The sequence below is a fragment of the uncultured Oxalicibacterium sp. genome (genome assembly GCF_913776015.1).
In the GTDB taxonomy this organism is placed as follows: domain Bacteria; phylum Pseudomonadota; class Gammaproteobacteria; order Burkholderiales; family Burkholderiaceae_D; genus Oxalicibacterium.
This window is the reverse complement of the sequence record NZ_CAJYMD010000045.1, coordinates 1-23788: the sequence shown is the minus strand read 5'-3', so window position 1 is coordinate 23788 and position 23788 is coordinate 1. Positions and strand designations below refer to the sequence as shown.

Here is a 23788-nt window from a genome sequence, read left to right as displayed (position 1 = left end):
AGCGACGTACGTGCACTGCTGTTTTACAAGCTCGACGGATAGGAACCCAGCACTTTGAAGAAGGCCGCGTTGTCTTTCAATTCACGCAAGGCATCGGCCACTTTGCCATCGCTCTGATGCCCTTCGACATCGACATAAAAGTAGTATTCCCACTTGCCCATCCGCGCCGGACGCGATTCAAAGCGCGTCATCGAAACGCCATGCCTAGCCAGCGGTGCCAGCAAGTTGTATACCGCACCCGCCTTGTTGGGCACCGACAGCACAAGCGAAGTTTGATCCTTGCCGCTGGCCGCCGTTTCCAGACGACCAACCACGGCAAAACGCGTGCGATTATGCGGATCGTCCTGCACGTGTGCCTTGACGACTTGCAGGTTGTAATTCTTGCCGGCGATCTCGCTGGCAATCGCAGCAACGGTCGCATCTTCGCTTGCCATACGTGCCGCCTCGCCGTTGGAGGCAACGGCACGACGTTCGATATGCGGATGATTCTGATTGAGCCACGACTGGCATTGCGCCAATGCCTGCGAATGCGCACAAATAACCTGCACGCCATCCATGCTGCCGGCGCGCGTCATCAGGCTGTGATTGACCGGCAAAGACACTTCGCCGCTGATGATCAGTGTGGTTTGCAACAGCAGATCGAGCGTACGATTGATCACGCCTTCGGAAGAATTCTCGATCGGCACGACACCAAAATCGGCCGTACCGGCTTCCGTAGCGCGAAACACTTCATCAATCGATGCGCAAGGCATGCCTTCGATGGCGCGACCGAATTGCTGGTAAACCGCCTGTTCGCTAAAAGTGCCGATCGGGCCGAGATAGGCCACCGTCACGCGCTTTTCCAGCGCGCGGCAAGCCGACATGATTTCGCGGAATACGGTTTGCACATCGAGCGACAGCATCGGCCCCGGATTGCGCTCTCCCACGCTACGCAATACCTGCGCCTCCCGCTCGGGCCGAAAAACCGGCGCATTGGTTTCAGCCTTGACGTGGCCGACTAGTTGCGCCACCTGCGCGCGCTGATTAAGCAGATCGAGAATCTGCTTGTCGATTGCATCAATCTGCTGGCGCAGAGGCTTGAGCTTGTCATCCATCGTCATGGCTGGCGCATTCGTTGAATCGTTGAAAATCGCGTCTGGCTCGATCAGCCGTACTTCTTCTCGAAGTCTTTCATGAAATCGACCAGTTTCTGTACACCCTCGATCGGCATCGCATTGTAGATCGAAGCACGCATGCCGCCGACTGACGCGTGGCCTTTCAACTGCACCAGATCCTGCTTGTTGGCTTCTTCGATGAACGTCGCGTTCAGCGACTCATCACGCAGGAAAAACGGCACGTTCATGCGCGAGCGGAATTCAGCCGGCACACGGTTGGTGTAGAAATCGGTGGAATTCAGATAGCTGTAGATCAACTCGGCCTTCTGGATATTGATCTTCTCCATCGCAGCCACACCACCGAGGCGGCGCACATGCTGAAACACCAGGCCTGCAATATAGATGGGATACGTCGGCGGGGTATTGAACATCGAGTCGTGCTCGGCCACCAGTTTCCAGTCGAACGCGGATGGGCAGATCGGCAAAGCATGGCCGAGCATGTCATCCCGCACGATGACGATGGTCACACCCGACGGGCCGATGTTCTTCTGCGCACCGGCATATATGACGGCGTACTTGTTGATATCGAATTCGCGCGACAGGATATTGGAAGACATGTCCGCGACCAGCGGCACATCGCCCACTTCCGGCGTGTAGTTAAACTCGACACCGCCGATGGTTTCGTTGGTACAGATGTGCACGTAAGCAGCATCCGGCGTCAGGTTCCAGGTGTCGCGTGCGGGAATCGTGGTGAAACCGGCATCTTCCGACGACGCGGCGATGTTGACGCGCGCATATTTGTGCGCCTCTTCGATGGTCTTGACCGACCAGTGTCCGGTGTTGACGAAATCGATGGTCGCGGGTTGCTGCAGCTTGCGACCGACCAAATTCATCGGCACAACGGCATTTTCAGCGATGGCACCGCCTTGCAGAAACAGCACGTGGTAATTGTCGGGGATTGCCAGCAAGGCACGCAAATCGCTCTTGGCATTGGCGAGAATCTCGGTAAATTCCTTGCCGCGATGGCTCATCTCCATCACGGACAAACCGCTTCCGCGCCAGTCCGTCATTTCATCTGCTGCCTGCTGGATCACTTCCTTTGGCAGAGCAGCCGGACCTGGCGAAAAGTTGTACACCACGCGCTTCATTATTCTTCTTCCTCCAAGCCGGATTGATCTTCTTCCACATCTGATTCCAGGATGCGCTGCAAACCGCTGAGGGTCGTACCGTCTTCGACCGCAATCAGCGTCACACCTTGCGTGGCACGTCCCATTTCACGGATTTCAGCCACACGCGTGCGAATCAGCACACCACCCGTGGTGATCAGCATGATTTCATCGTTGGCATCGACCAGCGTCGCTGCCACGACCTTGCCGTTACGCTCACTGGTCTGGATCGCGATCATGCCTTTCGTGCCGCGCCCGTGGCGCGTGTACTCGGTAATCGGCGTACGTTTGCCAAAACCGTTTTCAGTGGCCGTCAGAACCGATTGCTGTTCGTTCTCAGCGACCAGCAAGGCGATGACCTGCTGCCCTTCTTCCAGATTCATGCCGCGCACACCGCGCGCAGTGCGGCCCATCGGACGCACATCGTTTTCGTCGAAACGCACGGCCTTGCCGGCATCCGAGAACAGCATGACGTCGTGCTTGCCATCAGTCAGCGCGGCACCGATCAGGAAGTCACCTTCATCAAGATCGACCGCGATGATGCCAGCCTTGCGTGGATTGCTGAAATCAGGCAGCGAAGTTTTCTTGACGGTACCCAGACTGGTCGCCATGAAGACATAACGATCTTCAGGGAATGTGCGATTTTCGCCAGACAATGGCAATACAACCGTAATCTTCTCGCCATCCTGCAGCGGGAACATGTTGACGATCGGCTTGCCACGCGAATTGCGCGAGCCTTGCGGCACTTCCCACACTTTCAGCCAGTACAAACGACCGCGATTGCTGAAGCACAGGATGTAATCGTGCGTATTGGCGATGAAGAGCTGGTCGATCCAGTCGTCTTCCTTGGTCGCCATTGCCTGCTTGCCTCGTCCGCCGCGCTTCTGCGCACGGTATTCGGAAATCGGTTGCGATTTCATGTAACCGCTGTGCGACAACGTCACCACCATATCCTGCGGCGTGATCAGATCTTCAGTCGCCAGATCGGTCGCATTGTGTTCGATGGTCGAGCGACGCTCGTCCTTGTTGCCAATGCCGTATTCGTTTTTCGCCAGCGTCAGTTCATCATTGATGATGACGGTCACACGTTCCGGCTTGGCCAGAATGTCGAGCAGATCGGCAATCTGCGCCATCACATCTTTGTATTCGTTGACGATCTTGTCCTGCTCCAGACCGGTCAGGCGTTGCAAACGCATTTGCAGGATTTCCTGCGCCTGATCGTCCGACAGCTTGTAGAGGCCATCCGTTTGAATGCCGTAATGCTTGGGCAGGTTTTCAGGACGGAAGGCGTCCGCACCACCGACCGTGCCTTCACCCGTACGCGCCAGCATTTCACGCACAACGGACGAATCCCAGGCGCGCGACATCAGTTCCATCTTCGCCACTGGTGGCGTCGGTGCAGCCTTGATGATGGCGATGAAATCGTCAATGTTCGCCAGCGCAACGGCCAAACCTTCCAGCACATGACCGCGCTCACGCGCCTTGCGCAACTCGAACACGGTACGACGCGTGACCACTTCGCGGCGATGCGAGAGGAAGCATTCCAGCATCTGCTTAAGGTTCAGCAGTTTTGGCTGACCATCTACCAGCGCCACCATGTTCATGCCGAACGTATCTTGCAACTGTGTCTGCTTGAACAGATTGTTCAGCACGACTTCGGGTACTTCATTGCGCTTGAGTTCGATGACCACGCGCATACCCGATTTATCGGACTCGTCGCGAATATCCGAAATGCCATCGAGCTTCTTGTCACGCACGAGTTCGGCGATACGTTCAAGCAGCGACTTCTTGTTAACCTGATACGGCAACTCATCCACGATGATCGCCGAGCGGTTTTCCTTGCCGAATTCTTCAAAATGCGTCTTCGCACGCATGACAACACGGCCACGCCCAGTGCGGTAACCATCGCGCACACCCGACACGCCATAAATAATGCCCCCGGTCGGAAAATCCGGTGCCGGAATGATTTCGATCAATTCATCAACCGTGCACTGTTCGTTGCGCAGCACGTGCAGCGCGCCATCGATGATTTCGGTGATGTTATGCGGTGGAATATTGGTCGCCATACCAACGGCGATGCCAGAAGAACCATTGACCAGCAGATTCGGAATGCGCGTAGGCAAAACCGAAGGCTCTTTTTCCTTGCCGTCATAGTTGGGAATGAAGTCGACGGTTTCCTTGTCCAGATCAGCCAGCAACTCACCTGCGATCTTGTCCAAACGGCATTCCGTATAACGCATCGCCGCCGCGTTGTCGCCATCGATGGAGCCAAAGTTACCCTGACCATCGACCAGTGTGTAACGCAGCGAGAAATCCTGCGCCATACGCACGAGCGTGTCGTAAATCGACGCATCGCCGTGCGGGTGATATTTACCCATCGTCTCACCGACGACACGCGCGCACTTCACGTAAGGCCGATTCCAGACATTGTTCATTTCATGCATCGCAAACAATACGCGACGATGTACCGGCTTGAGTCCATCCCGCACATCTGGCAACGCACGCCCCACAATCACGCTCATCGCGTAATCGAGGTAGCTTTTGCGCATTTCTTCTTCGAGCGAAATCGGGATGGTTTCTTTTGCGAATTGATCCATTGGCGGGCTCGTTTGTCCTAGGCGGGGATAGAAATCACCGGAATACTGCGCAATCCGGCAAAGCTGAGAATTTTACCACGTCAGGGGCTGGACTTTCCCATTTCATAGGCCCGCGCCGGATACCGAGTCATGCCAAACCGGCAACAAAAGATCAGGAAGCTACTTTGTCAATTGAAACAGGCCGGCACAGAGTTCAGTAAAAATATGTATTCGTTTGAACGCGAGCCATATACAACTTCACCCCTCTATCTAAATAGAGGACTATTGACGCATGCCCCACGGACAATCTTGAGTGATTCAAAACCATACACGGCGCGCAGTGATGGTAGAGAAACAACAATGACATCTCACCGTACTATCCGGAAATCGACCCACAGATTGCATTGTGCAAAATGCAACCTAATTTCCACAAGCAATTTACGGTCATTACGACATCATCCTAAATACAAGATCCATATGTCCACGTTGCATTTCTTGCACCACATCGGCGCATCTTCCACACCACGATTGTCCAAAAAAGTGATTCAAGAAAAAATTTCCGCACAAACAGAGAACGAATTTGATGTCCAAAGGTCAATGTTTTGCCAGCGGAAACATTGTTTTGCTTCTCGTTGTGTATACACAACGGATTTCAAAAAACGTTAATTAGCTTAATTGTCAACGTTCGCGATGGTGCATTGGCTGTGGCAGAATAAGTGGCAGCCCACTATTGCATGCGAACAATTTGTTTCATGTGGTTTTTGAAGCACGTGATACTATCCAACCCCGATGTTTTCACGTTATTAGCGCAGTTTATCTGCGGATATCTCACCCGAGAGGAGAAAGAAATATGAATAAATTAGCAAAACTCGTCTTCGCTGCATCCGCGGTCGTTGCCATGTCTGCGCACGCTCAGACCGATATCAAGGCAGCTAAACCAAACAGCGCTTATGCACAAGATGCAAGCGGCAACATCGTTCGTAACTCGACCGGACTGTGCTGGCGCACCGGTTACTGGACGCCTGCTGATGCAGTTCCAGGTTGCGACGGTGCTTTGGTTGCCGCGGCGCCAGCTGCTGCTCCAGCTGCTGCTCCAGCTCCAGTCCCTACCGCTGAAAAAGTCACGTTCGCTGCTGACGCTTTCTTCGATTTCGACAAAGCAACGCTGAAGCCAGAAGGCAAAGCCAAGCTGGATGATCTGGCTTCGAAACTGGGTAGCCTGAACCTGGAAGTCATCATCGCTGTTGGTCACACCGACTCGATCGGTTCGGACGCTTACAACCAAAAACTGTCGGTTCGTCGTGCTGAAGCCGTCAAATCGTACCTGGTTGGCAAAGGCGTTGACGAAAAACGCGTCTACACCGAAGGTAAAGGCGAGAAGCAACCAGTTGCAACTAACAAGACTGCTGCTGGCCGCGCACAAAACCGTCGCGTGGAAATCGAAGTCGTTGGTACCCGCAAATAATCTTTGCGACAATGAACAAACCCCGCTTCGGCGGGGTTTTTTTTCGCCTTTCAAGGGCTGCACCTGCACGCCGTGCGTGGTCGTGCTCCACTTTTCCGGCTATCATTCGAGACATGAACGCAGACCCATTAGAACTCAAGAAATTCAGCGATATCGCGCATCAATGGTGGGACCCGACTTCGGAGTTTCGTCCGCTGCACGAAATCAACCCGTTGCGACTGGAATGGATCAATAGCCAAGCGCCATTGACGGGTAAAACCGTGGTCGATGTCGGCTGCGGTGGCGGTATTCTGGCCGAATCGATGGCGAAAAAAGGAGCAAAAGTCACCGGCATTGATCTTTCGGAAAAAGCACTCAAGGTCGCCGATCTGCATAGCCTCGAATCGGGCGTGCAAGTGCGATACGAATTGATCGCTGCCGAAGATCTCGCAGCGAGAGAAGCCGGGCAATTCGATGTCGTAACCTGCATGGAAATGCTGGAACACGTTCCTGATCCTGGAGCCATCGTCAAAGCCTGCGCCCAACTGGTCAAACCGGGTGGCTGGATATTCTTTTCAACCATCAACCGCAATCCGAAGTCTTATCTGCATGCGGTAATCGGTGCTGAATACATTCTGCGCCTGCTGCCAAAGGGCACGCACGACTACGCCAAGTTCATTACACCAGCAGAGCTTGCGCAGTTCATGCGTTTTGCGGGGTTGGAACTGTCCTCGCTCAAGGGCATGGGATTCAATCCGCTGACCAAGATTTATTCGCTCAACAGCGATACCAGCGTCAATTATCTGGTCTCTTGCAGAAAACCTCTTTGAGCAATCTGGACGTACATTGCGTACGTCCTGCCTCGCACTCTATGAAGCGCAAACCTCAAGCTATTCTTTTCGATCTTGATGGCACGTTGGCAGATACGGCCCCCGATCTTGCCGGCGCCGTCAATCTGATCCGAATTTCACAGGGTCTGCCCGCCGTCGATTACGAGATTCTGCGTCCCGTTGCTTCAGCCGGCGCACGCGGACTCATCGGTGCAGCATTCGGTATTAGCCCAGCAGATAGTGCCTATCCTGCACTGCGAGATGCCTTTCTGGAAAACTACACGCATCACATTGCCGAGCACAGTCGATTATTTGACGGAATCGACACACTGCTCAACCAAATCGAGCATGCTGGCATACAGTGGGGCATTGTCACCAACAAGGCTACGGCACTGACAGAAAAGCTGGTCCCGCAAATCGGCCTGAACGGAACTGGATGTGTCGTCTGTGGCGATACCACCCCCCATCCAAAACCCCATCCCGCACCGTTATTCGAAGCAGCACGTCGCCTCGACGTCCCCCCCGAAGCTTGCTGGTACGTAGGCGATGATCTGCGCGACGTACAGGCTGGCAAGGCTGCAAACATGGTTACCATCGCTGCCGGCTGGGGCTACTGTGGCGAAACACAACCAACCACATGGGATGCGGATGAAGTGAGCGAATCGCCCGCCGAACTTGGAGAATTGCTTCGCGATTTTTCGTAGAACTGCCCCACAGACTCTTGAATCCGCACTCCAGCGACCTATCTATTGCGGTACAATGGCAACGCTTTGGGGACGACCTGGTTTCGACAGGGGTTGCAAAGCAGCGCAGGGCATACCGAGGACTGGTCACCTCGTTAATCCAGCCGGAAATGCTTAAATGCAAACGATGAATCTTACGCTCTCGCAGCGTAAACCTCTAGGAACCTAAGAACTTTCTAGCTCTACACCACTTGTTCCCTGGAGTGGGCTGGCAACAGCGGTAGAGTCATACACAGGGAATCGCGTCGTGTCGGGCCACTTGGCATGGCGTTAAACAATAGGTGACTCGCCTGTACGCAGCGTGCGCGTCCGCGTCGTGCAGGTCAAATCAAATGACAACGCTAAGTATGTAGAACTGTCTGTAGAGTGCTTCTGGACGCGGGTTCGATTCCCGCCGTCTCCACCAAGAACATGTATTAAGATGTCCAAAGTAGTCCAATAACCCGCGCCAATCCTAGTGATTACGCGGGTTTTTCGTTTTATACCGTCCAACCCGGTTTATTGACATCCAGCACTTCTGAGGGTGTTGATTTGCACCGAAAACTGACCCACTTAACAGGGTAATTTGCATCCAAAACTGACCCACGTATAGACCACAATCCTACTTACTGAAGTGAGTGGGGAGAATGGAGTGATCGACGTGGCATTACTTGGAATCATTCGACGCTGGCACCTACGTGACCAGGTCTCATTAAGAGAGATCGCAAGACGATTAGGGATCTCTAGAAATACCGTCAGACGCTACTTAAGGGCTGAATCAGTAGAGCCCACCTACGCTAGCAGGCGATCCAGCACATCGCTCGACACCTATGCACCCAAACTATCGACTTGGTTAAAGACCGAGGCGGTGAAGTCGCGTAAACAAAAAAGGTCGTTGAAACAGATGCACATCGATCTGTGCGCACTAGGCTATGAAGGGTCTTACGATCGCGTCGCTGCCTTCGCTAGGCAGTGGAAAGTGGATCAGTTCGAGAGGGTCAATTCAGCAAGCAAATCTACACTGAGAACAACACTATGGATTTCCCGGCACATCAGCATTAACTGAACATCAACAAAAAGCCCAGCATGCGCTGGGCTTTTTTACTGAAACAGGTGTCCGCTTTTGGCCGGTTGAATCCGCCGCCGATAGCGGACATATTCTTTAAGAACACCAACTCATACAACTGAATGCTCAACACAGTAAGATCTATTTATTCCTACTCTTCCGTCTTTTCACCAAGCCATCCACCACCCAGTGCCTTGAACAGATTCGCATAAGCGATCTGTCGTTGAGTAGCCACTTCTATATACGCCATCTGATTGGCGAACGCGCTACGTTGTGCTTCCAGGTAACGTAAATGACTATCAACGCCGCTGCGATAACGCGCCTCTGACAAACGCTGCGCCTCCGTGCTTGCCTGCGCCAAAGCCAAGCGAGACCCCTCCTCGCGCCGCAAAGTACTGGTTGAAGCAAGCGCATCCGACACTTCACGGAAAGCGGCCTGAATTGTCTTCTCATACTGGGCTACCGCCATATCTTTGCGCACCGTAGCCAAATCCAGATTCGCCTGATTACGCCCACCCTGGAAGATCGGCAGATTGATCTGCGGCATGAATGCCCATGCGCGCTGACCGCCTTCGAACAAATTGGACAAATCAGAACTGGAGCTACCCAAGGTACCCGTGAGCGAAATGCTTGGAAAGAATGCTGCACGTGCTGCGCCGATGCTGGCGTAGCGGGATTTCAGCTGATATTCCGCCGCCAGAATATCAGGACGATTCATCAGCAACTCTGAGGGCGCACCTGCGGCAAGATTCTGTATCACCGGACTCCCCGCTGACTGCTCAGGCAGACCACGAATCGCGTGTGGCACACCGACCAATAATTGCAGTGCATTATTTGCCAACTGCAGTTCACGGTCGATACGTTCATACTCTGCCTTGGCTTGCTCGGATAAACCCAGCGCCTCCTGATAATCCAGTGCCGTTGCCGCGCCGGCCTGACGCCGCTTACTCACCAGTTCCAAAGACTGCATGCGCGACTCCAACGTTTGCTGTGTCAGCGCTTTCCTTTGTAAAGCACTATCACGCGTCAGATAAGCCTGAATCACTTCAGCAATTAAACTGATGCGAGTGTTGCGTGCATTCGCTTCTATCGCAAAATATTCTTGCAATGCCGCTTGCTACAGACTTTTTACACGACCGAACAGATCGATCTCAAATGCGGTCAGTGCCAATCCCGCCTGGTAGCTGCTTTGGAGATCCGAAACGCCGCTCGTACTTAAATCACCAGGCACACGCTGGCGCGTTCCTGTGCCTTGAACATTGATATTTGGTAAACGCTCTGCGCGCTGAATACGATACTGCGCACGCGCAGCTTCGATATTAAGCACGGCCTGCGCCAGATCGCGATTGTTGTCCAAGGCAGTACCGATCAGCTGGCGCAGACTCTCGTCTGTCACGAAGCTTTGCCAATCCATCTGGCTGGCAATGGAAGGATCACTCATGGCGCCTTCCGTAGCAGACTCGTTCCATGTTGCTGGCATTGGCGCATCCGGCCGCTGGTACTTGGGTGCCATCGAACAAGCAGAGATCGACAAACCCATTATGGCGACTGCCAAGACTTTCAGCGTCAAGCCGTTGTGCAACTTGCGTTGCGGACTAATCAAGTTATTTTTCATGCTCATTGCTCCGGCACCTGTGGTTCCGCACTTTTCTCGATGCTGCCCTCATCGTTCTTCCCGAACCTGGAAAAACGCGTGAGCACCCAGACAAAGAAGATCGGCACGAAAATCACGCCAAGCGCTGTTGCACTCAACATACCGCCGATGACACCAACACCAAGTGCACGTTGACTTGCCGCACCCGCCCCTGTTGCCAGCGCAAGCGGTACCACACCGAGAATGAACGCAAATGAAGTCATCAGAATCGGACGAAAACGCAAACGCGCTGCTTCCAATGCCGACTCCATTAGGCTATGCCCTTGCGCACGCAGATCCTTCGCGAACTCCACGATCAGAATCGCGTTCTTCGCCGCAAGCCCGATGATCGTGATCAGACCGACCTTGAAATACACATCGTTCGGCATGCCCAGAATCGTGACCGCGAGAATCGCGCCCAGCGCACCGACCGGCACGATCAGCATGACCGAGATAGGAATCGACCAGCTCTCATACAGAGCTACCAGCAGCAGAAAGACCACGATAATGGACAAGGTCAGCAGAAATGGGGCTTGTGCACCAGCTAGCTTTTCCTGATACGACAAGCCGGTCCATTCATAGCCGATACCATCAGGCAGCTCGCCGATGATGCGTTCCATCTCAGCCATCGCCTGACCGGTACTGTGTCCCGGCGCTGCATCACCAGCGATCTTGAAGGTTGAATAGCCGTTGTAACGCGATTGCTGAACAGGTCCGTTTTGCCACACGGTAGTGACGAAGGAGCTGAATGGCACTTGCAAACCCTGGTTGTTGATCACATTCAAGCCATTTACGCTTTCGGGCGTCATACGCGCCTTCACATCGGCTTGCACGACTACACGACGCAGACGACCGTCATTTGAGAAGTCGCTGACGGTGGCCGAGCCGAATGCTGTCGACAAAGCATCGTGCGCCGCTTCGATACTCACACCCATAGCCTCCGCTTTCTGGCGATCGATATCGACACGTAATTCCGGCGCATCCTGCAAGCCTTCCATCATGGCGTAAGCAATGATGCTGGACGAATTGGCTTTGGCCAGCAACTCGTCACGCGCTTTCACGAGTGCTTCGCGTCCGAGGTTCGCGCGATCCTGCAGACGCAAGGAGAAACCACCTGCGTTACCCATACCTTCGATCGGCGGCGGCATCACGGCCATCACCGTACCGTCACGCACGGCCCCGAAGTTTTCGTTCATGGCAGCCGTTTCCTGCTCAGCTGTCTCCTTACGATCCGACCAATCTTTCAATGATGGGAACAAGATACCGGCGTTCTGACCCATGCCGGAGAAGCTGAAACCCATGACCGAAAAAACATTATCCATGGACCCACGCCTCATCAGGAATTCTTCCATCTCGCGAATCGTGGCATCGGTTCGCGCATGCGTCGCGCCAGGCGGCAACTGTGCATCGACGATGAAGTAACCCTGATCTTCCGTCGGTACGAAGGATTCCGGCAAACGCACATAGAAGAACGCCAGCACCATGACGATGCCGACATAGATCAGCATGTAGCGACCGCTCTTCTTGACCAGCTTGCCATTCAGGCCAACGTACTTGTCGGTCAACTTGCCGAACTTGCGGTTGAACCAGCCGAAAAATCCCTTCTTCTCTTCGTGATGCCCTTTCGGAATCGGTTTCAGAATGGTCGAGCACAAGGCTGGCGTCAGTGTAAGCGCAAGGAAACCCGAGAACAGAATCGAGACAGCCAGTGACAGCGAGAACTGCTGATAGATCACGCCGACCGAACCGCTCATGAATGCCAGCGGAATGAATACGGCCGACAGCACGAGCGTGATGCCAACGATGGCGCCTGAGACTTGCTTCATGGCCTTGATCGTCGCTTCTTTCGGCGACAAACCTTCTTCCGCCATGATGCGCTCAACGTTCTCTACGACCACGATTGCGTCATCGACCAGAATACCGATCGCCAGCACCATACCGAACATGGTCATCATGTTGACCGAGAAGCCGAGCACGGACATCACCGCAAACGTTCCGAGCAAACAAACAGGAACGACAATCGTCGGAATCAGCGTGTACCGAATGTTCTGCAGGAACAGGAACATCACAAGGAAGACCAGCACGACCGCTTCGATCAGGGTATGAATAACCTTTTCAATGGCGACGCTGACAAACCGCGAGGTGTCATACGGCACCGAAACTTCCACATCTGGGGGGAAGTTGACCGAGAGTTCGGCCAGACGTGCTTTCACATTTTTTACGGTTTCGATCGCGTTTGCACCCGGAGCTAGCTGTACCGCCCCCGCCACTGACTTCTTACCGTTCAAACGTGTTTCGAAGTTGTAATCCTGCTGGCCGACTTCGATACGCGCCACGTCTGACAAGCGTACGGACGAACCATCACGATTCGCGCGCAGGATGATGCGACCGAATTCTTCCGGTGTATCCAGAGTGCCCTTCACGATCAGCGTGCCAGTCAACTCCTGATCGGAAGAACCCGGACGTGCACCGAAACTGCCTGCCGGTACTTGTACATTTTGCGCAGCGACAGCCGCATTCACTTCAGTAACGGAAAGACCATAGCCTTGCAGCTTCTTCGGATCCAGCCAGACGCGCATGGCAACTTCGGAACCGAAGTACTGCACCTTGCCCACGCCTTTAACGCGGCGAATCTCGTTGTTGATGTTACGCGTCGCGTAATCGGCCAGACCGACCTCTTCCTTCTGCGAGTCATCGCCTTTATAGGTCAACGCATAGATCATCAGGAAGCCGGCATTGGCCTGCTCGACCTGCAAACCTTGTCGCATCACGGCAGCTGGCAAACGTGCTTCGGCTTTCTTGATACGGTTCTGCACGTCGACCTGTGCCAGATCCGGATTCGTGCCCGGCTCGAAGGTCACGGTAATTTCGGCCATGCCGTTGGAATTGCTCGTCGAATCGAAGTACAACAGATGGCGCGCACCATTCAGCTCTTCTTCGATCACATTGGTCACGTTCTCGACTAATACCTTGGCGGAAGCGCCGGGATAGATCGCGGTGATCGTGATTTGCGGCGGTGCGACCACCGGGAACTGAGCGACCGGCAACGAAGGAATTGCGAGCAGGCCTGCAAGCGCAATAAAGATAGCAACGACCCACGCAAAGTTGGGACGCGCAATAAAGAAATTAGGCATGAAAATCCTCTAGTACGTACGCGCGCGGCTTATTGTTTTTGCTGAGGCTGCTGCGAATCCTGAGCGGCGGCAGTGGCAACCGGTTTCGGTGCCTGAACGGTCACTTTGTCAGTGGGATGTGCGCTACCGCCGACGATGACGCGATCGGCTGCGTTCAAGCCTTTGATGATGTGCCACTCGCTGCCATGCATGGCGCCGGTTTGCACCAGACGTGCTTCCACCAGGTTATCCTTATTCACGACGAGAACTTGTGGCTTGCCGTCCGTACTGCGACCAACGGCACGTTGCGGTACGAGAATGGCTTGCTCATCGACACCCTGCTCGGTCTGCACGCGTACATACATGCCTGGCAGCAAGACGTTGTCGCTATTCGGAAAGCGACCGCGTAGCGTGACTTGATTGGTGGTCTGATCGACACCGATATCGGAAAACAGCAAACTGCCTTCGCGGACATAATTGGTGTTTTCGACTTTGGCCTTGATCGCTGCGCCACCATCCTTGCTCTTCGCCAGTCGACCATCTGCCAACGCTTCGCGTGTTTGCAGCACATCACCAATCGATTGCGTAAAATCGACAAAGATCGGATCCAACTGTTGAATCGTGGCCAATGGCGTCGCTTCGCCCTGGCCGACCAACGCACCTTCCGTCACCATGGCACGACCGATACGACCGGAAATCGGGGCGCGTACGGTTGCGTACTCGAGGTTCAGCTTGGCCGTTTCTACATCGGCTTGTGCCGAGATTTGCGCAGCTTGTGCACTCTTCAGCGTCGCTTCCGCAGAGTCATAATCCTGACGGCTAACCGCTTCGATTTCGACCAGCAAACGGTAGCGCTTGGCAATCGCTTCGGCATCAAATGCAGCAGCGTTCGACTTGGCCAATTCACCTTGCGCACGCGACAGTGCGGCCTTGAACGGTGCCGGATCGATACGGAACAAAACATCGCCCGCCTTTACATCTACGCCTTCTTCGAACTCGCGTTTCAGCACGATACCGGCAACCCGCGCACGTACTTCTGCAACACGCACAGGCGTGACGCGGCCAGGTAACTCGGACGAAATTGTAAACGCGCGAGGTTGTACCTCAATGATTTCCACCGACTTTGCTAGAGGCTCGCCTGCTTCCTTTTTGTTGCCACAAGCACTCGTTAAAGCGACGACAAACATCAAAGGAATCATTAAATGCTTGGGAGCTGTGAGCGGTCTCATGTGCAACTTTCGGTGAAATTGATCAATAAATCATAAAAGCACCTAATGATATCATTAACAAACAAATGAATCATAAGTGATTCATAAAATTCTAAAATGTTTTAATTTGTAATCAAGCTGTGGAGATTGACCCTACGGCTAGTACACTGGCGCCCTGAATTCAATGCAGGATGTATTTCATGGAAAAAGAAAACGTCTCTCCCACAGAGTCGGATGAACGCTATCTGCCCGCACTGGCTTTGGCGCTGGTCGATCATCCGCGGGCGACTTTAATGGAGCTGGCAAAGGCAATCGGCGTCAGCAAAGCGACGCTTTATCGCTTTTGCCGCACCCGTGACGAACTGATCGAGCGTCTCGTGAAACACGCTGGTGGTTTGTATGCTCAGTCGCTTGCAGATGCCAAATTGGATCAAGATTCTGCTCAGGAAGCGTTGCAACGATTAATTGAATGCCACCTTAAGCATAAGGAAATTCATGTTTTTTTGATGTACTACTGGCGTCCGGAGTTTTTACACGAATCTCATCCGGATCAAACATGGGTAAAGGGACAACGCACTTTAGACAATTTCTTCTTGAAAGCGCAGCAAGAAGGTAAATACCGTATCGATATAAGTGCAGCAGCGATGACTGAACTTTTCTACTCCATCATGATTGGCTTAATCGATGCCGAACGTCGGGGCCGTGTACCTCGCGCAGGTATAGCACAGATCGTAGAACTCTCGTTCACCAAAGGTATCAGCACGTAGTTATAGGTGGCTGATTTAGCCAATATCAGAAATTCGGCATCAACCCAAAGCGGACATGCCGATATAGACGTGTCTAATAAACTCTGGGCGATTCAAACGAAACGGGGTGGCTTTCTGTTTTCTTAAGGCAACTAGAAACGGAGGCCGCAAACTCATGGGTTGCGATCCCTGACATGATGACAATGAGACCGATCAATCATCTTGCAAGCATTTGTTCTCCGTTTGAAAGCTAAAACGCCAAAGACTTCATTCATCACGATAGGTGCAAAACAAAAAGCCGGCTAGCGCCGGCTAAAGGAATGCTTCTTTGTCTGTGTCAGAAGCTGTAACGTGCGCCCAACGAGAACGCATGCGTTTTCAGCTGAACATCATTTGTACCGATAGTTTCTTTGACTGTTTTGCCGTAATTTTCATACTCGGCAACAACCGACCACGATCTGGACAAGTTATATTTCGCACCAAAACCGAACATTGGCGAAGTACGCTTTTTCGATTCAGTACCTTGGAATACGCCATTTTCTTTCCAGCTAACACTTAGACGATTCGCCGATAAACCTGCCTTGGCAAACAACGAAAACTGCTCATTAATTGGCAGCGTACCAACACCCGCCAGATAAATGGAACGAGCCTTAAGCTTGGAAATCGTCAACAAAACCAGGCGTCGTGAAGGATACATTCAAGGTCCCCAAGTGCGCATAGCCGCCTTCGATAGCAAAATTGTTGTTAAAGTTGTAGCCACCATAGAGCTTATAGCTGGTGAAGTCGTCTTTTGCGGTGATGCCTTCAAACTTGGCTTTTTGCGTTGCCTTCCCCGCATTGAGGCCTACGTACACGTTTTGCGCGGAAGCCATTGCCGGCAGTCCCATCACAGCACCAACCAACACCGCTAACATCTGTTTTTTCATTTTTACTCCATTGAATCGAATTACGACAAAGTTGCAAGACGGCATAATGGTCGCCGCTACCCATTGAGTCGCGTATTTTTAGCACCAATTTGGAGCGCGATGTGATTTATTGCTTTAAATGAAACCATTTTTTAGCAAGCCAAAACCTGCTCGATGATTTCCGGCCTGCCATTTCCTGCTTACGGCCTTAGCGACCAGTACGACCACTATATCGGTAGATTTGCTCGCTAAATTGACTCTCTCGAACTGATCCAATTTCTACTGCCTAGCACAGGTCGCGACGCGATCGTAAAACACTTCGTAACAGAGTGCGCACAGATAAAGTGCAAATGCAAAAAGCCCGGCATCGTCGGGCTTTTTGGTGCTCGAATAAATGTCTGCTTCTGGCCGATAGCGGACGCTTATAGTCAATCCGAGCGTACAAGTCTAATTTGCTGTCTACTAAAGAACATATTCATATACTGTTTTTATATACAGTATAATCCTATCAAGCTGGACTATTTTGTTTTGGAGTCCACGCAGTGATTGATAGGTGATTCATGAATGATTCAACTTGGCACAAACTCTGGATTCTCGCGTTGCTCGCTCACGGTTTTAGCACACGAGAAGCACATCATGCCTTTTATGTTTTGCATGGCAATCAACCTATAGATCTGAAAAGAGATCCGATTTCAGATGCATTGGTCTTACTGCCTGAATGCTCGCTTGGATTGACACGTCACTCTGTCGTCGAATGATTCGAACGTCTGTTAAGAAGCGAAGTTTGCTGATTCCAGTATTACCGTTGAATAGACATGGCCTCGGTTCTTGCTAAATCTTGTTTACCGAATCCATTCTATTATTTAGATAACTTCCAGCGTGTGTTGGACTGGATCGCCCAGCGCTACAGTGATCTGTTGACTGCCGAGGAGCAGGCGTTTATCGATTGCTTTGGCACACTGCCGCAAGCGTCGCAGGCTTTGCTGGTGCGCTTGGTCATGCGAAAAGGCACGCTTTTTCGGCGTAGCAAACTTTGTTATGCAGAGATTGGCCGCCTCGATGCCGCCGTACAGCCACTGATCGAACAAGGCTGGCTGGTGCACGATCCTTTGATCTGCATTGATGACCTATTCGGCCTGCTCAAGAAAGCAGAAGTTATCAGCACTTTCGACTTTAACGCGCACGCCAAGTCGCTACGCAAAGCCGAACTGCTTGAGCAAGTACATGCTGCGTTTGCAGATTCCAGACCGTTCTCGGTGTGGGCCAGCGAGTTGGAAGACAGCATCTACCAGATACGGATTGCCGATTGGTGCGAACGACTGCGCCTGATGTTCTTCGGTAACCTATATCAAAACTGGTCAGAATTTGTGCTGTCTGATCTGGGCATCTATCGCTACGAACAAGTCGAATTTTCGTCTGCCGCGCGCGGGTTCATGTCGCGGCAGGATGTGGATGACACTCTGCATTTGCACCGCTGTCGCGAACGCTTCGATCAGGGTGAAGCGCTGGACGATATCCTGCGCGACATTCCCTCAATCGCTTTCACCAATCCATGGATCGAAGGTCGGCGCAACAAATTGCTTTTCAAACTCGCCTACCAGTACGAACGCCGCGGCGAAAGCGATACCGCTCTGGACCTCTATCGGCAATGCAGCTATCCCGAGGCAAGGCTGCGCCAGATTCGTGTGCTTGAACGCAGTGGAAATATTGACGACGCCTATGCGCTGGCGCAGCTCGCCAGTCATACACCAGAGAGCGAGGCCGAGCAACAAGCTTTGCTGCGTATCCTGCCACGTCTGACCAAAAAAATTGGTCTCGCCAAACCGCTGCCGATTAAACGTACAGCAATTGAACGCATCGACCTGACCTTGCCCTGCCCCACGCAATCCGCCAGCGTCGAACATCTGGTGTGCACGCATTATTCCTGCGAACAGGCACCGACGCTGTATGTCGAAAACACACTGATCAATTCGCTGTTCGGCCTGTTGTGCTGGCAAGCGATCTTTGCGCCATTGCCCGGCGCATTCTTCCATCCGTTTCACCAAGGTCCGGCCGATCTGCACAGCCCCGACTTTTACCCGCGCCGCGCCGACCTGTTTGCTACCTGCCTGAGACAACTCGACAACGATGCGTATAGGGACACGATTCTGCAAACCTTTCATGCCAAGCACGGCATTCAGTCCCCTTTCGTTTTTTGGAATGCGATCGATGAAGCGCTTTTGACGCTGGCACTGACCTGCCTGCCCGCTGCGCATCTGAAAAAATGGTTCGAGCGCATCCTGCAAGACATTCCATCCAACCGCTCTGGCTTTCCCGATCTGATTCAGTTTTGGCCGCAAGAAAATCGCTATCGCATGCTGGAAGTAAAAGGCCCCGGTGATCGTCTGCAGGACAATCAGATCCGCTGGCTGGATTACTGCGTCGCGCATGCAATGCCGGTTGCCGTCTGCTACGTGCAATGGGAAGAAGCGTCATGAGCAGCGTAAGCGATACAAAAGTCCGCAAAAGGGACGGCGCAACGGATGACGGCATGAGTCCGACCTACACCGTCGCCGTACGCGCTCTATGCGAGTTCACGGCAAAACAGGGCGATCTCGACCTGCGCTTCACGCCCTCGCCCTCCGCGCTGGAAGGCATTGCCGGTCACGCCACCGTCACCTCGCGCCGTGCCAAGCATTACGAATCCGAAGTCAGTCTCTGCGGCGACTACAAGCAACTCCACGTGCGCGGCCGTGCCGATGGCTATGATCCCAAACGCAATCGTGTGGAAGAAATCAAAACCTTCCGTGGCGATCTGCAAAAGATGCCGGACAACCATCGCCACCTGCATTGGGCGCAAGTGCGTATCTACGGCTGGCTGCTGTGTCAGTCGCGCGGCCTTACCGAGATCGAGACCGCGCTGATCTACTTCGACATCGATACGCAGAAGGAAACGGCACTGATCGAAACCTGCACCGCAAGCATGCTGCAACAATTCTTCGAGCAGCAATGCGCGGCCTTCATCGCCTGGGCAGAGCAAGAGGGGCAGCATCGCACTGCGCGGGATGCGGCGCTGACGACCCTGACCTTTCCGCATACGGATTTTCGGCAAGGCCAGCGGCAACTGGCAGAGGCCGTCTACAAATCAGTCGTTACAGGGCGTTGCCTGATGGCGCAGGCATCGACCGGCATCGGCAAGACGATCGGCACGATCTTCCCTTTGCTCAAGGCCAGCGCTACGCAAAAGATCGACAAGCTTTTCTTCCTCGCCGCCAAAACTTCGGGCCGTGCGCTGGCGCTGGATGCAATTCACCTGATCCGACAGCATCAACCTTCCTTACCTTTACGTGTGCTGGAACTGGTCGCCCGAGACAAATCCTGCGAGCATCCCGACAAGGCATGCCACGGCCAGTCTTGTCCGCTGGCCAAGGGCTTTTATGATCGCGTCGGTCGGGCGCGGCAGGCAGCAGTCAATGTCGGTAACCTCGATCAGGCCAGCCTGCGCACCATCGCACTTGACCATCAGGTCTGTCCCTACTATCTCAGTCAGGAGCTGGCACGCTGGAGTGACGTCATCATCGGTGACTACAACTATTACTTCGACACCACCGCCATGCTGTACGCGTTGACGATCGAGAATCAATGGCGCGTCAGCCTGCTGATTGACGAAGCGCACAACATGCTCGAACGTGCACGCAAGATGTATTCAGCCGAGCTGGATCAACAGCAGTTTCGCTTCGTGCGGCAGGAAGCACCCAAGTCACTAAAGTCTGCTCTTGATCGCCTTAATCGACAATGGCAGGCCCTGCACGTCGAACAGACCGGCGACTATCAGGTTTACGCAGAGATCAACAGCAAGTTTTTATTCGCGCTCCAGCAAGCCAGCACCGACATCGCCGACTTCATCGCAGATAATCCGGAAGGCGTGCATGAAGACCTGCAGCGCTTCTACTTTGATGCCCTGCACTTCACACGTCTGGCTGAATGTTTTGGTGAGCATTCTCTGTTCGACATTACCAAGACCAGCGCACAAGGCGGTCGCAAGGAGGGCCGGCTTTGCCTGCGCAACGTGATCCCCGCACCGTTTCTGCAGCAGCGATTTACTTCTGCCCACGCATCGACACTCTTCTCAGCCACGCTCAGTCCCTGGCATTTCTACGCCGACACATTGGGCCTGCCTGACAACACTGCCTGGATCGAGGTCGATTCGCCATTCAAAGCAAACCAGCTCTCCGTCCACATCGCCCACACGATTTCCACCCGCTATCAGGATCGCGACCACTCGCTGTCCGCCATTGTCGATTTGATCGCGCAGCAGTACAACGCACAAACCGGCAACTACCTCGCCTTCTTCAGCAGCTTCGACTATTTGCACAAGGTCTGCACCTTGTTCATCGAACGCTATCCCGACATCCCGATCTGGCAGCAATCGCGCCGCATGGCGGAGGACGAGCGCAAGGTATTCCTTGATCGCTTTACGCCGGAGGGAAAAGGCATCGGCTTCGCCGTCCTGGGCGGTGCATTTGCAGAAGGTATAGACCTGCCAGGCACTCGTCTGATCGGCGCCTTCATCGCCACGCTCGGCCTACCGCAAATCAACGAGATCAACGAACAGATGCGACATCGTATGCAGATGATCTTTGGTAATGGCTATGACTACATGTATCTGTATCCGGGGCTGCAAAAGGTTGTACAGGCAGCCGGACGCGTGATCCGCACGCAGCAGGATCAGGGTGTGGTGCACCTGATGGATGATCGATTCGGGAGGGAGAAGGTGCTGAGGTTGTTGCCGGTATGGTGGGGTATGTAAAACACTCCTACTCATAGTTGCCACAACATGGAAAAAGCAAATCCAAGGACACAAATAACATGCGAGTGGTGGACAAAACTTTCAAATTGCGGCGGGAGATAGCTGGCCGATTTGTAAAGCGTTTTGATGGTGAGGCAGGTCGGCTGTCGCGCCAAAGCAGGCATGAGTACAACTCGTATTTTAGTAATTAGTACATCGACGCCCTTAGAAATACAAAAACTAACAAGTTTCAGTGATGCGCCATAAAACTGGCCATGTCATATTTCTTCCGCGAAATATTCCTGCTTACTTCCCATTCCGACACAAGGTGCGTTCTGAGGCGCTTGTCAGGAATCGTCGGTAAGTCCGACAGACACGACTAGTAACTAATTATCTTCATGAACCTCTGCTTCAAGTCCGTTTTCAATCGCCGCACAGGCACCTGGCAAGTCACCTCTGAGAAAACACGCAGCGCGGGTAAAACCGGAAGCTCAATCAGCAAGGTCTGCGCGGCTAGCGCTTTGAGTTTATCAGTTGGATTAGCGTATGCAGTCCCAAGCACTATCGATAATGGTGAGACTGAAACAGTAACCTCACAACAGGTTGTTGAAGGTTTTAATTTCTATATCGGAGATTACGGTTCCGGCAAACTAAATATCGAAGACGGAGGTAGTGTTTATAGTCCAACTACATATATCGCCAGACTTGCTGGAAGTGAAGGAACTGTCACTGTGTCAGGTCCGAATGCAACTTGGACGAACGCATTGGGCATGACCATCGGAAATCAAGGAACGGGCACCGTGACTGTCACGAATGGCGGCAAAGTTAATATCGGGGCTGATTTAAATTTAGGGACTTTCGGAATTGGTAGGGGTACCCTAAATGTGATTGGGCAAAACTCTGCCTTTGTAAGTGCAACGGACTTATACATTGGCAATTTCGGTAGTGGCACCGTAAATATTGAAGATGGCGGCGCAGTTCATAGTCGGTATGTATTTATGGGAGTGGAGATTAGCGACACTGCCAGTTTAACTACAAACAATGATAGTTCAGCCACAGTAAGGGGACCAGGTTCGGTCTGGACTAACACTGGCTCATTCACCATTGGCTACCAGAGGAATGGCACTCTGCTTATTGAAAATGGCGGAAAAGTGAGCAGTGGTTCCGTCATTCTTGCCGAAGAGTCAACTGCTGAGGGAACACTAACCGTCAAGGGCTCCGGCTCACTCTTATCAATGACTGGCGCGCTTAATGTTGGTAAGTTTGGCAAGGGTGTTCTTTCAATTGACGACGGCGGAAAAGTTGTCGCTGGCTCAGTCAGACTTGGACAAGATGGAAACATAGGCGGTCGCAGCACCGTATATCTTGACGGCACCAGTACCGCACGCGGCACCCTCTCCACCGCTTACCTAGCGAAGCCTATGTTCGGTATCGCCAGATTCAATTGGAACGGCGGTATTCTGCAAGCAACAAATAACCAAAACGATTTTTTCTACCAATTTGCTAGTTCGGATATGTCGATTGGCAATGAAGGCGCGTATTTCGATACCAATGGATTCAACGTCGGCATCACGACAGCAGGCCTCTTGAACGGAACGGGTGGGCTGACGAAGCTGGGCGCCGGTGAACTCACTATCGCAGGTGGCAACAGCTATGCCGGCAATACGACCGTCTCTGCCGGCACTTTGACACTCGATACCTACACACAGTCTGCCAATCAAACCTTGGGTATCGGTGCGACAAGCGCTAGCGCGAACGGTTATGGGAAATTGAACGTCAAGGGCGTGGCGTCGTTTAATGACGATGCCAACCTTACCGTGGATGTTGCCACCATCAACACGCTCGCCAAAGACCAAAAGCTGTCTGGCATCGTACGTGCCGTTACCTTGAACGCCACCACCTTTAAGGTGATGGACAATTCCGCTCTGTTCAACTTCCGTGCAGTCACCAATCTCGACACGGTTGACCTCGTCGTTGAAGCCGTCAGTGATGGTGTTCGTAATGCCACGAGTCAGTATGGATATTCTTCCGCATCGGGCGCGGCGACTGTCCTGGACACGCAAATCCACAATGGCGCAACCGGTGACATGGGTACCGTCGTTACTGCGCTTGGTCGGTTGAAGAACCGAGATGTGGCAAGGGCCACTGCGCAAACGTTGCCCGTCATTTCAGGTAATCAGGCTATCCAGGGGGCGCTTTCCACCTTCCAGAATCTGGTTCAGCAACGTAACGGCATCATCGGGACAAGCGGGATGTCATCCGGTGACGAGCTGTCGAACAAAAATGGCTGGGGCAAGGTCTTTGGTTCCCGAGCCGACCAAAACGACCGTAGCGGAGCGGCAGGATTCAAGGCCGACACATGGGGTCTGGCACTCGGTGCGGATGCTGACGTCTCGCCTGGTGCACGCTTTGGTGTGGCTTACGGTTATGCCAAGACATCGGTCAATGGCAATACCGACCTGAGCGGTACCACCCAGCGGGCGAATATCGACTCGCATGTCGTTTCTGCTTACGGAA

The 23788-nt window shown here is 53.1% G+C and carries 15 protein-coding genes, 1 other RNA gene and 2 pseudogenes; 10 read left to right on the top strand and 8 right to left on the bottom strand.

The genetic code is table 11. The features are described from left to right. Nucleotides 1-23: 23 nt before the first annotated feature. The 3 genes from pheA to gyrA are packed head-to-tail and all read right to left on the bottom strand — an operon-like array spanning nucleotide 24 to nucleotide 4857. Nucleotides 24-1100, bottom strand: a complete 1077-nt coding sequence (gene pheA / locus QZ725_RS07645; protein ID WP_293778102.1) for a prephenate dehydratase — start codon at nucleotides 1098-1100, stop codon at nucleotides 24-26. A 44-nt stretch (nucleotides 1101-1144) separates the two neighbouring features. Beyond that, a complete protein-coding gene (gene serC, locus QZ725_RS07640; RefSeq protein ID WP_293778100.1) occupies nucleotides 1145-2242 on the bottom strand; it encodes a 3-phosphoserine/phosphohydroxythreonine transaminase in 1098 nt (365 codons plus the stop codon). Next, on the bottom strand, nucleotides 2242-4857 hold the full coding sequence (gene gyrA, locus QZ725_RS07635; protein WP_293778097.1) for a DNA gyrase subunit A: 2616 nt from the start codon (nucleotides 4855-4857) through the stop codon (nucleotides 2242-2244). Before gyrA ends, serC begins: the two co-directional genes overlap by 1 nt. Before the next feature lie 829 nt (nucleotides 4858-5686). Here gyrA and ompA point away from each other — a divergent pair. From ompA to QZ725_RS07610, 5 genes and pseudogenes are all read left to right on the top strand, one after another. Next, nucleotides 5687-6301, top strand: a complete 615-nt coding sequence (gene ompA, locus QZ725_RS07630; RefSeq protein ID WP_293778094.1) for an outer membrane protein OmpA — start codon at nucleotides 5687-5689, stop codon at nucleotides 6299-6301. Nucleotides 6302-6414: 113 nt separating this feature from the next. Further along, nucleotides 6415-7110, top strand: a complete 696-nt coding sequence (gene ubiG, locus QZ725_RS07625) for a bifunctional 2-polyprenyl-6-hydroxyphenol methylase/3-demethylubiquinol 3-O-methyltransferase UbiG (RefSeq protein WP_293778091.1) — start codon at nucleotides 6415-6417, stop codon at nucleotides 7108-7110. 41 nt (nucleotides 7111-7151) lie between these two features. Then, nucleotides 7152-7814 (top strand): HAD-IA family hydrolase, encoded by a 663-nt coding sequence (locus tag QZ725_RS07620; RefSeq protein WP_293778088.1) that lies wholly within the window; start codon nucleotides 7152-7154, stop codon nucleotides 7812-7814. 68 nt (nucleotides 7815-7882) lie between these two features. Further along, nucleotides 7883-8259, top strand: a transfer-messenger RNA (tmRNA) gene (gene ssrA / locus QZ725_RS07615). Between the two features lie 225 nt (nucleotides 8260-8484). Further along, nucleotides 8485-8808, top strand: a pseudogene (locus tag QZ725_RS07610) (helix-turn-helix domain-containing protein); the annotation flags it as partial. Nucleotides 8809-9049: 241 nt separating this feature from the next. Here QZ725_RS07610 and QZ725_RS07605 read toward each other — a convergent pair. The 3 genes and pseudogenes from QZ725_RS07605 to QZ725_RS07595 all read right to left on the bottom strand — a co-directional run bounded on the left by QZ725_RS07605 (nucleotide 9050) and on the right by QZ725_RS07595 (nucleotide 14831). Then, nucleotides 9050-10438: pseudogene (locus QZ725_RS07605) on the bottom strand (efflux transporter outer membrane subunit). A gap of 77 nt (nucleotides 10439-10515) precedes the next feature. Next, complete coding sequence (locus QZ725_RS07600; protein WP_293778085.1) at nucleotides 10516-13665, bottom strand: efflux RND transporter permease subunit; 3150 nt, start codon at nucleotides 13663-13665, stop codon at nucleotides 10516-10518. A 29-nt stretch (nucleotides 13666-13694) separates the two neighbouring features. Continuing rightward, a complete protein-coding gene (locus QZ725_RS07595; RefSeq protein WP_293778083.1) occupies nucleotides 13695-14831 on the bottom strand; it encodes an efflux RND transporter periplasmic adaptor subunit in 1137 nt (378 codons plus the stop codon). Between the two features lie 221 nt (nucleotides 14832-15052). Between QZ725_RS07595 and QZ725_RS07590 the strand changes: the two genes are divergently transcribed. Continuing rightward, nucleotides 15053-15619 (top strand): TetR/AcrR family transcriptional regulator, encoded by a 567-nt coding sequence (locus tag QZ725_RS07590; RefSeq protein ID WP_293778081.1) that lies wholly within the window; start codon nucleotides 15053-15055, stop codon nucleotides 15617-15619. A gap of 316 nt (nucleotides 15620-15935) precedes the next feature. Here QZ725_RS07590 and QZ725_RS07585 read toward each other — a convergent pair whose 3' ends face one another. Both QZ725_RS07585 and QZ725_RS07580 read right to left on the bottom strand, forming a co-directional pair. Continuing rightward, on the bottom strand, nucleotides 15936-16268 hold the full coding sequence (locus tag QZ725_RS07585; protein ID WP_293778079.1) for an outer membrane beta-barrel protein: 333 nt from the start codon (nucleotides 16266-16268) through the stop codon (nucleotides 15936-15938). Beyond that, complete coding sequence (locus QZ725_RS07580; protein WP_293778076.1) at nucleotides 16249-16524, bottom strand: outer membrane beta-barrel protein; 276 nt, start codon at nucleotides 16522-16524, stop codon at nucleotides 16249-16251. The genes QZ725_RS07585 and QZ725_RS07580 overlap by 20 nt, the downstream gene beginning before the upstream one ends. 539 nt (nucleotides 16525-17063) lie before the next feature. Between QZ725_RS07580 and QZ725_RS07575 the strand changes: the two genes are divergently transcribed. The 4 genes from QZ725_RS07575 to QZ725_RS07560 form a co-directional block, all read left to right on the top strand. Continuing rightward, nucleotides 17064-17261 carry a hypothetical protein gene (locus QZ725_RS07575; protein ID WP_293778073.1) on the top strand — a complete coding sequence of 66 codons (198 nt, stop codon included), beginning with the start codon at nucleotides 17064-17066 and terminating at the stop codon, nucleotides 17259-17261. A gap of 57 nt (nucleotides 17262-17318) precedes the next feature. Further along, a complete protein-coding gene (locus QZ725_RS07570) occupies nucleotides 17319-18980 on the top strand; it encodes a VRR-NUC domain-containing protein (protein ID WP_293778071.1) in 1662 nt (553 codons plus the stop codon). Between the two features lie 53 nt (nucleotides 18981-19033). Continuing rightward, nucleotides 19034-21292: an ATP-dependent DNA helicase gene (locus QZ725_RS07565; protein ID WP_293778068.1), complete on the top strand. Its 2259-nt coding sequence runs from the start codon at nucleotides 19034-19036 to the stop codon at nucleotides 21290-21292. A 377-nt stretch (nucleotides 21293-21669) separates the two neighbouring features. Further along, nucleotides 21670-23788 (top strand): autotransporter domain-containing protein (locus QZ725_RS07560; protein WP_293778066.1); only part of this gene is annotated, 2119 nt, incomplete at its 3' end.

What these genes read in the sequence shown, in the direction of transcription:
- pheA (WP_293778102.1), bottom strand. Translation starts at nt 1,100, where the DNA reads ATGACGATGGATGACAAGCTCAAGCCTCTGCGCCAGCAGATTGATGCA.
- serC (WP_293778100.1), bottom strand. Translation starts at nt 2,242, where the DNA reads ATGAAGCGCGTGGTGTACAACTTTTCGCCAGGTCCGGCTGCTCTGCCA.
- gyrA (WP_293778097.1), bottom strand. Translation starts at nt 4,857, where the DNA reads ATGGATCAATTCGCAAAAGAAACCATCCCGATTTCGCTCGAAGAAGAA.
- ompA (WP_293778094.1), top strand. Translation starts at nt 5,687, where the DNA reads ATGAATAAATTAGCAAAACTCGTCTTCGCTGCATCCGCGGTCGTTGCC.
- ubiG (WP_293778091.1), top strand. Translation starts at nt 6,415, where the DNA reads ATGAACGCAGACCCATTAGAACTCAAGAAATTCAGCGATATCGCGCAT.
- QZ725_RS07620 (WP_293778088.1), top strand. Translation starts at nt 7,152, where the DNA reads ATGAAGCGCAAACCTCAAGCTATTCTTTTCGATCTTGATGGCACGTTG.
- QZ725_RS07600 (WP_293778085.1), bottom strand. Translation starts at nt 13,665, where the DNA reads ATGCCTAATTTCTTTATTGCGCGTCCCAACTTTGCGTGGGTCGTTGCT.
- QZ725_RS07595 (WP_293778083.1), bottom strand. Translation starts at nt 14,831, where the DNA reads ATGTTTGTCGTCGCTTTAACGAGTGCTTGTGGCAACAAAAAGGAAGCA.
- QZ725_RS07590 (WP_293778081.1), top strand. Translation starts at nt 15,053, where the DNA reads ATGGAAAAAGAAAACGTCTCTCCCACAGAGTCGGATGAACGCTATCTG.
- QZ725_RS07580 (WP_293778076.1), bottom strand. Translation starts at nt 16,524, where the DNA reads ATGAAAAAACAGATGTTAGCGGTGTTGGTTGGTGCTGTGATGGGACTG.
- QZ725_RS07575 (WP_293778073.1), top strand. Translation starts at nt 17,064, where the DNA reads ATGAATGATTCAACTTGGCACAAACTCTGGATTCTCGCGTTGCTCGCT.
- QZ725_RS07570 (WP_293778071.1), top strand. Translation starts at nt 17,319, where the DNA reads ATGGCCTCGGTTCTTGCTAAATCTTGTTTACCGAATCCATTCTATTAT.
- QZ725_RS07565 (WP_293778068.1), top strand. Translation starts at nt 19,034, where the DNA reads ATGAGTCCGACCTACACCGTCGCCGTACGCGCTCTATGCGAGTTCACG.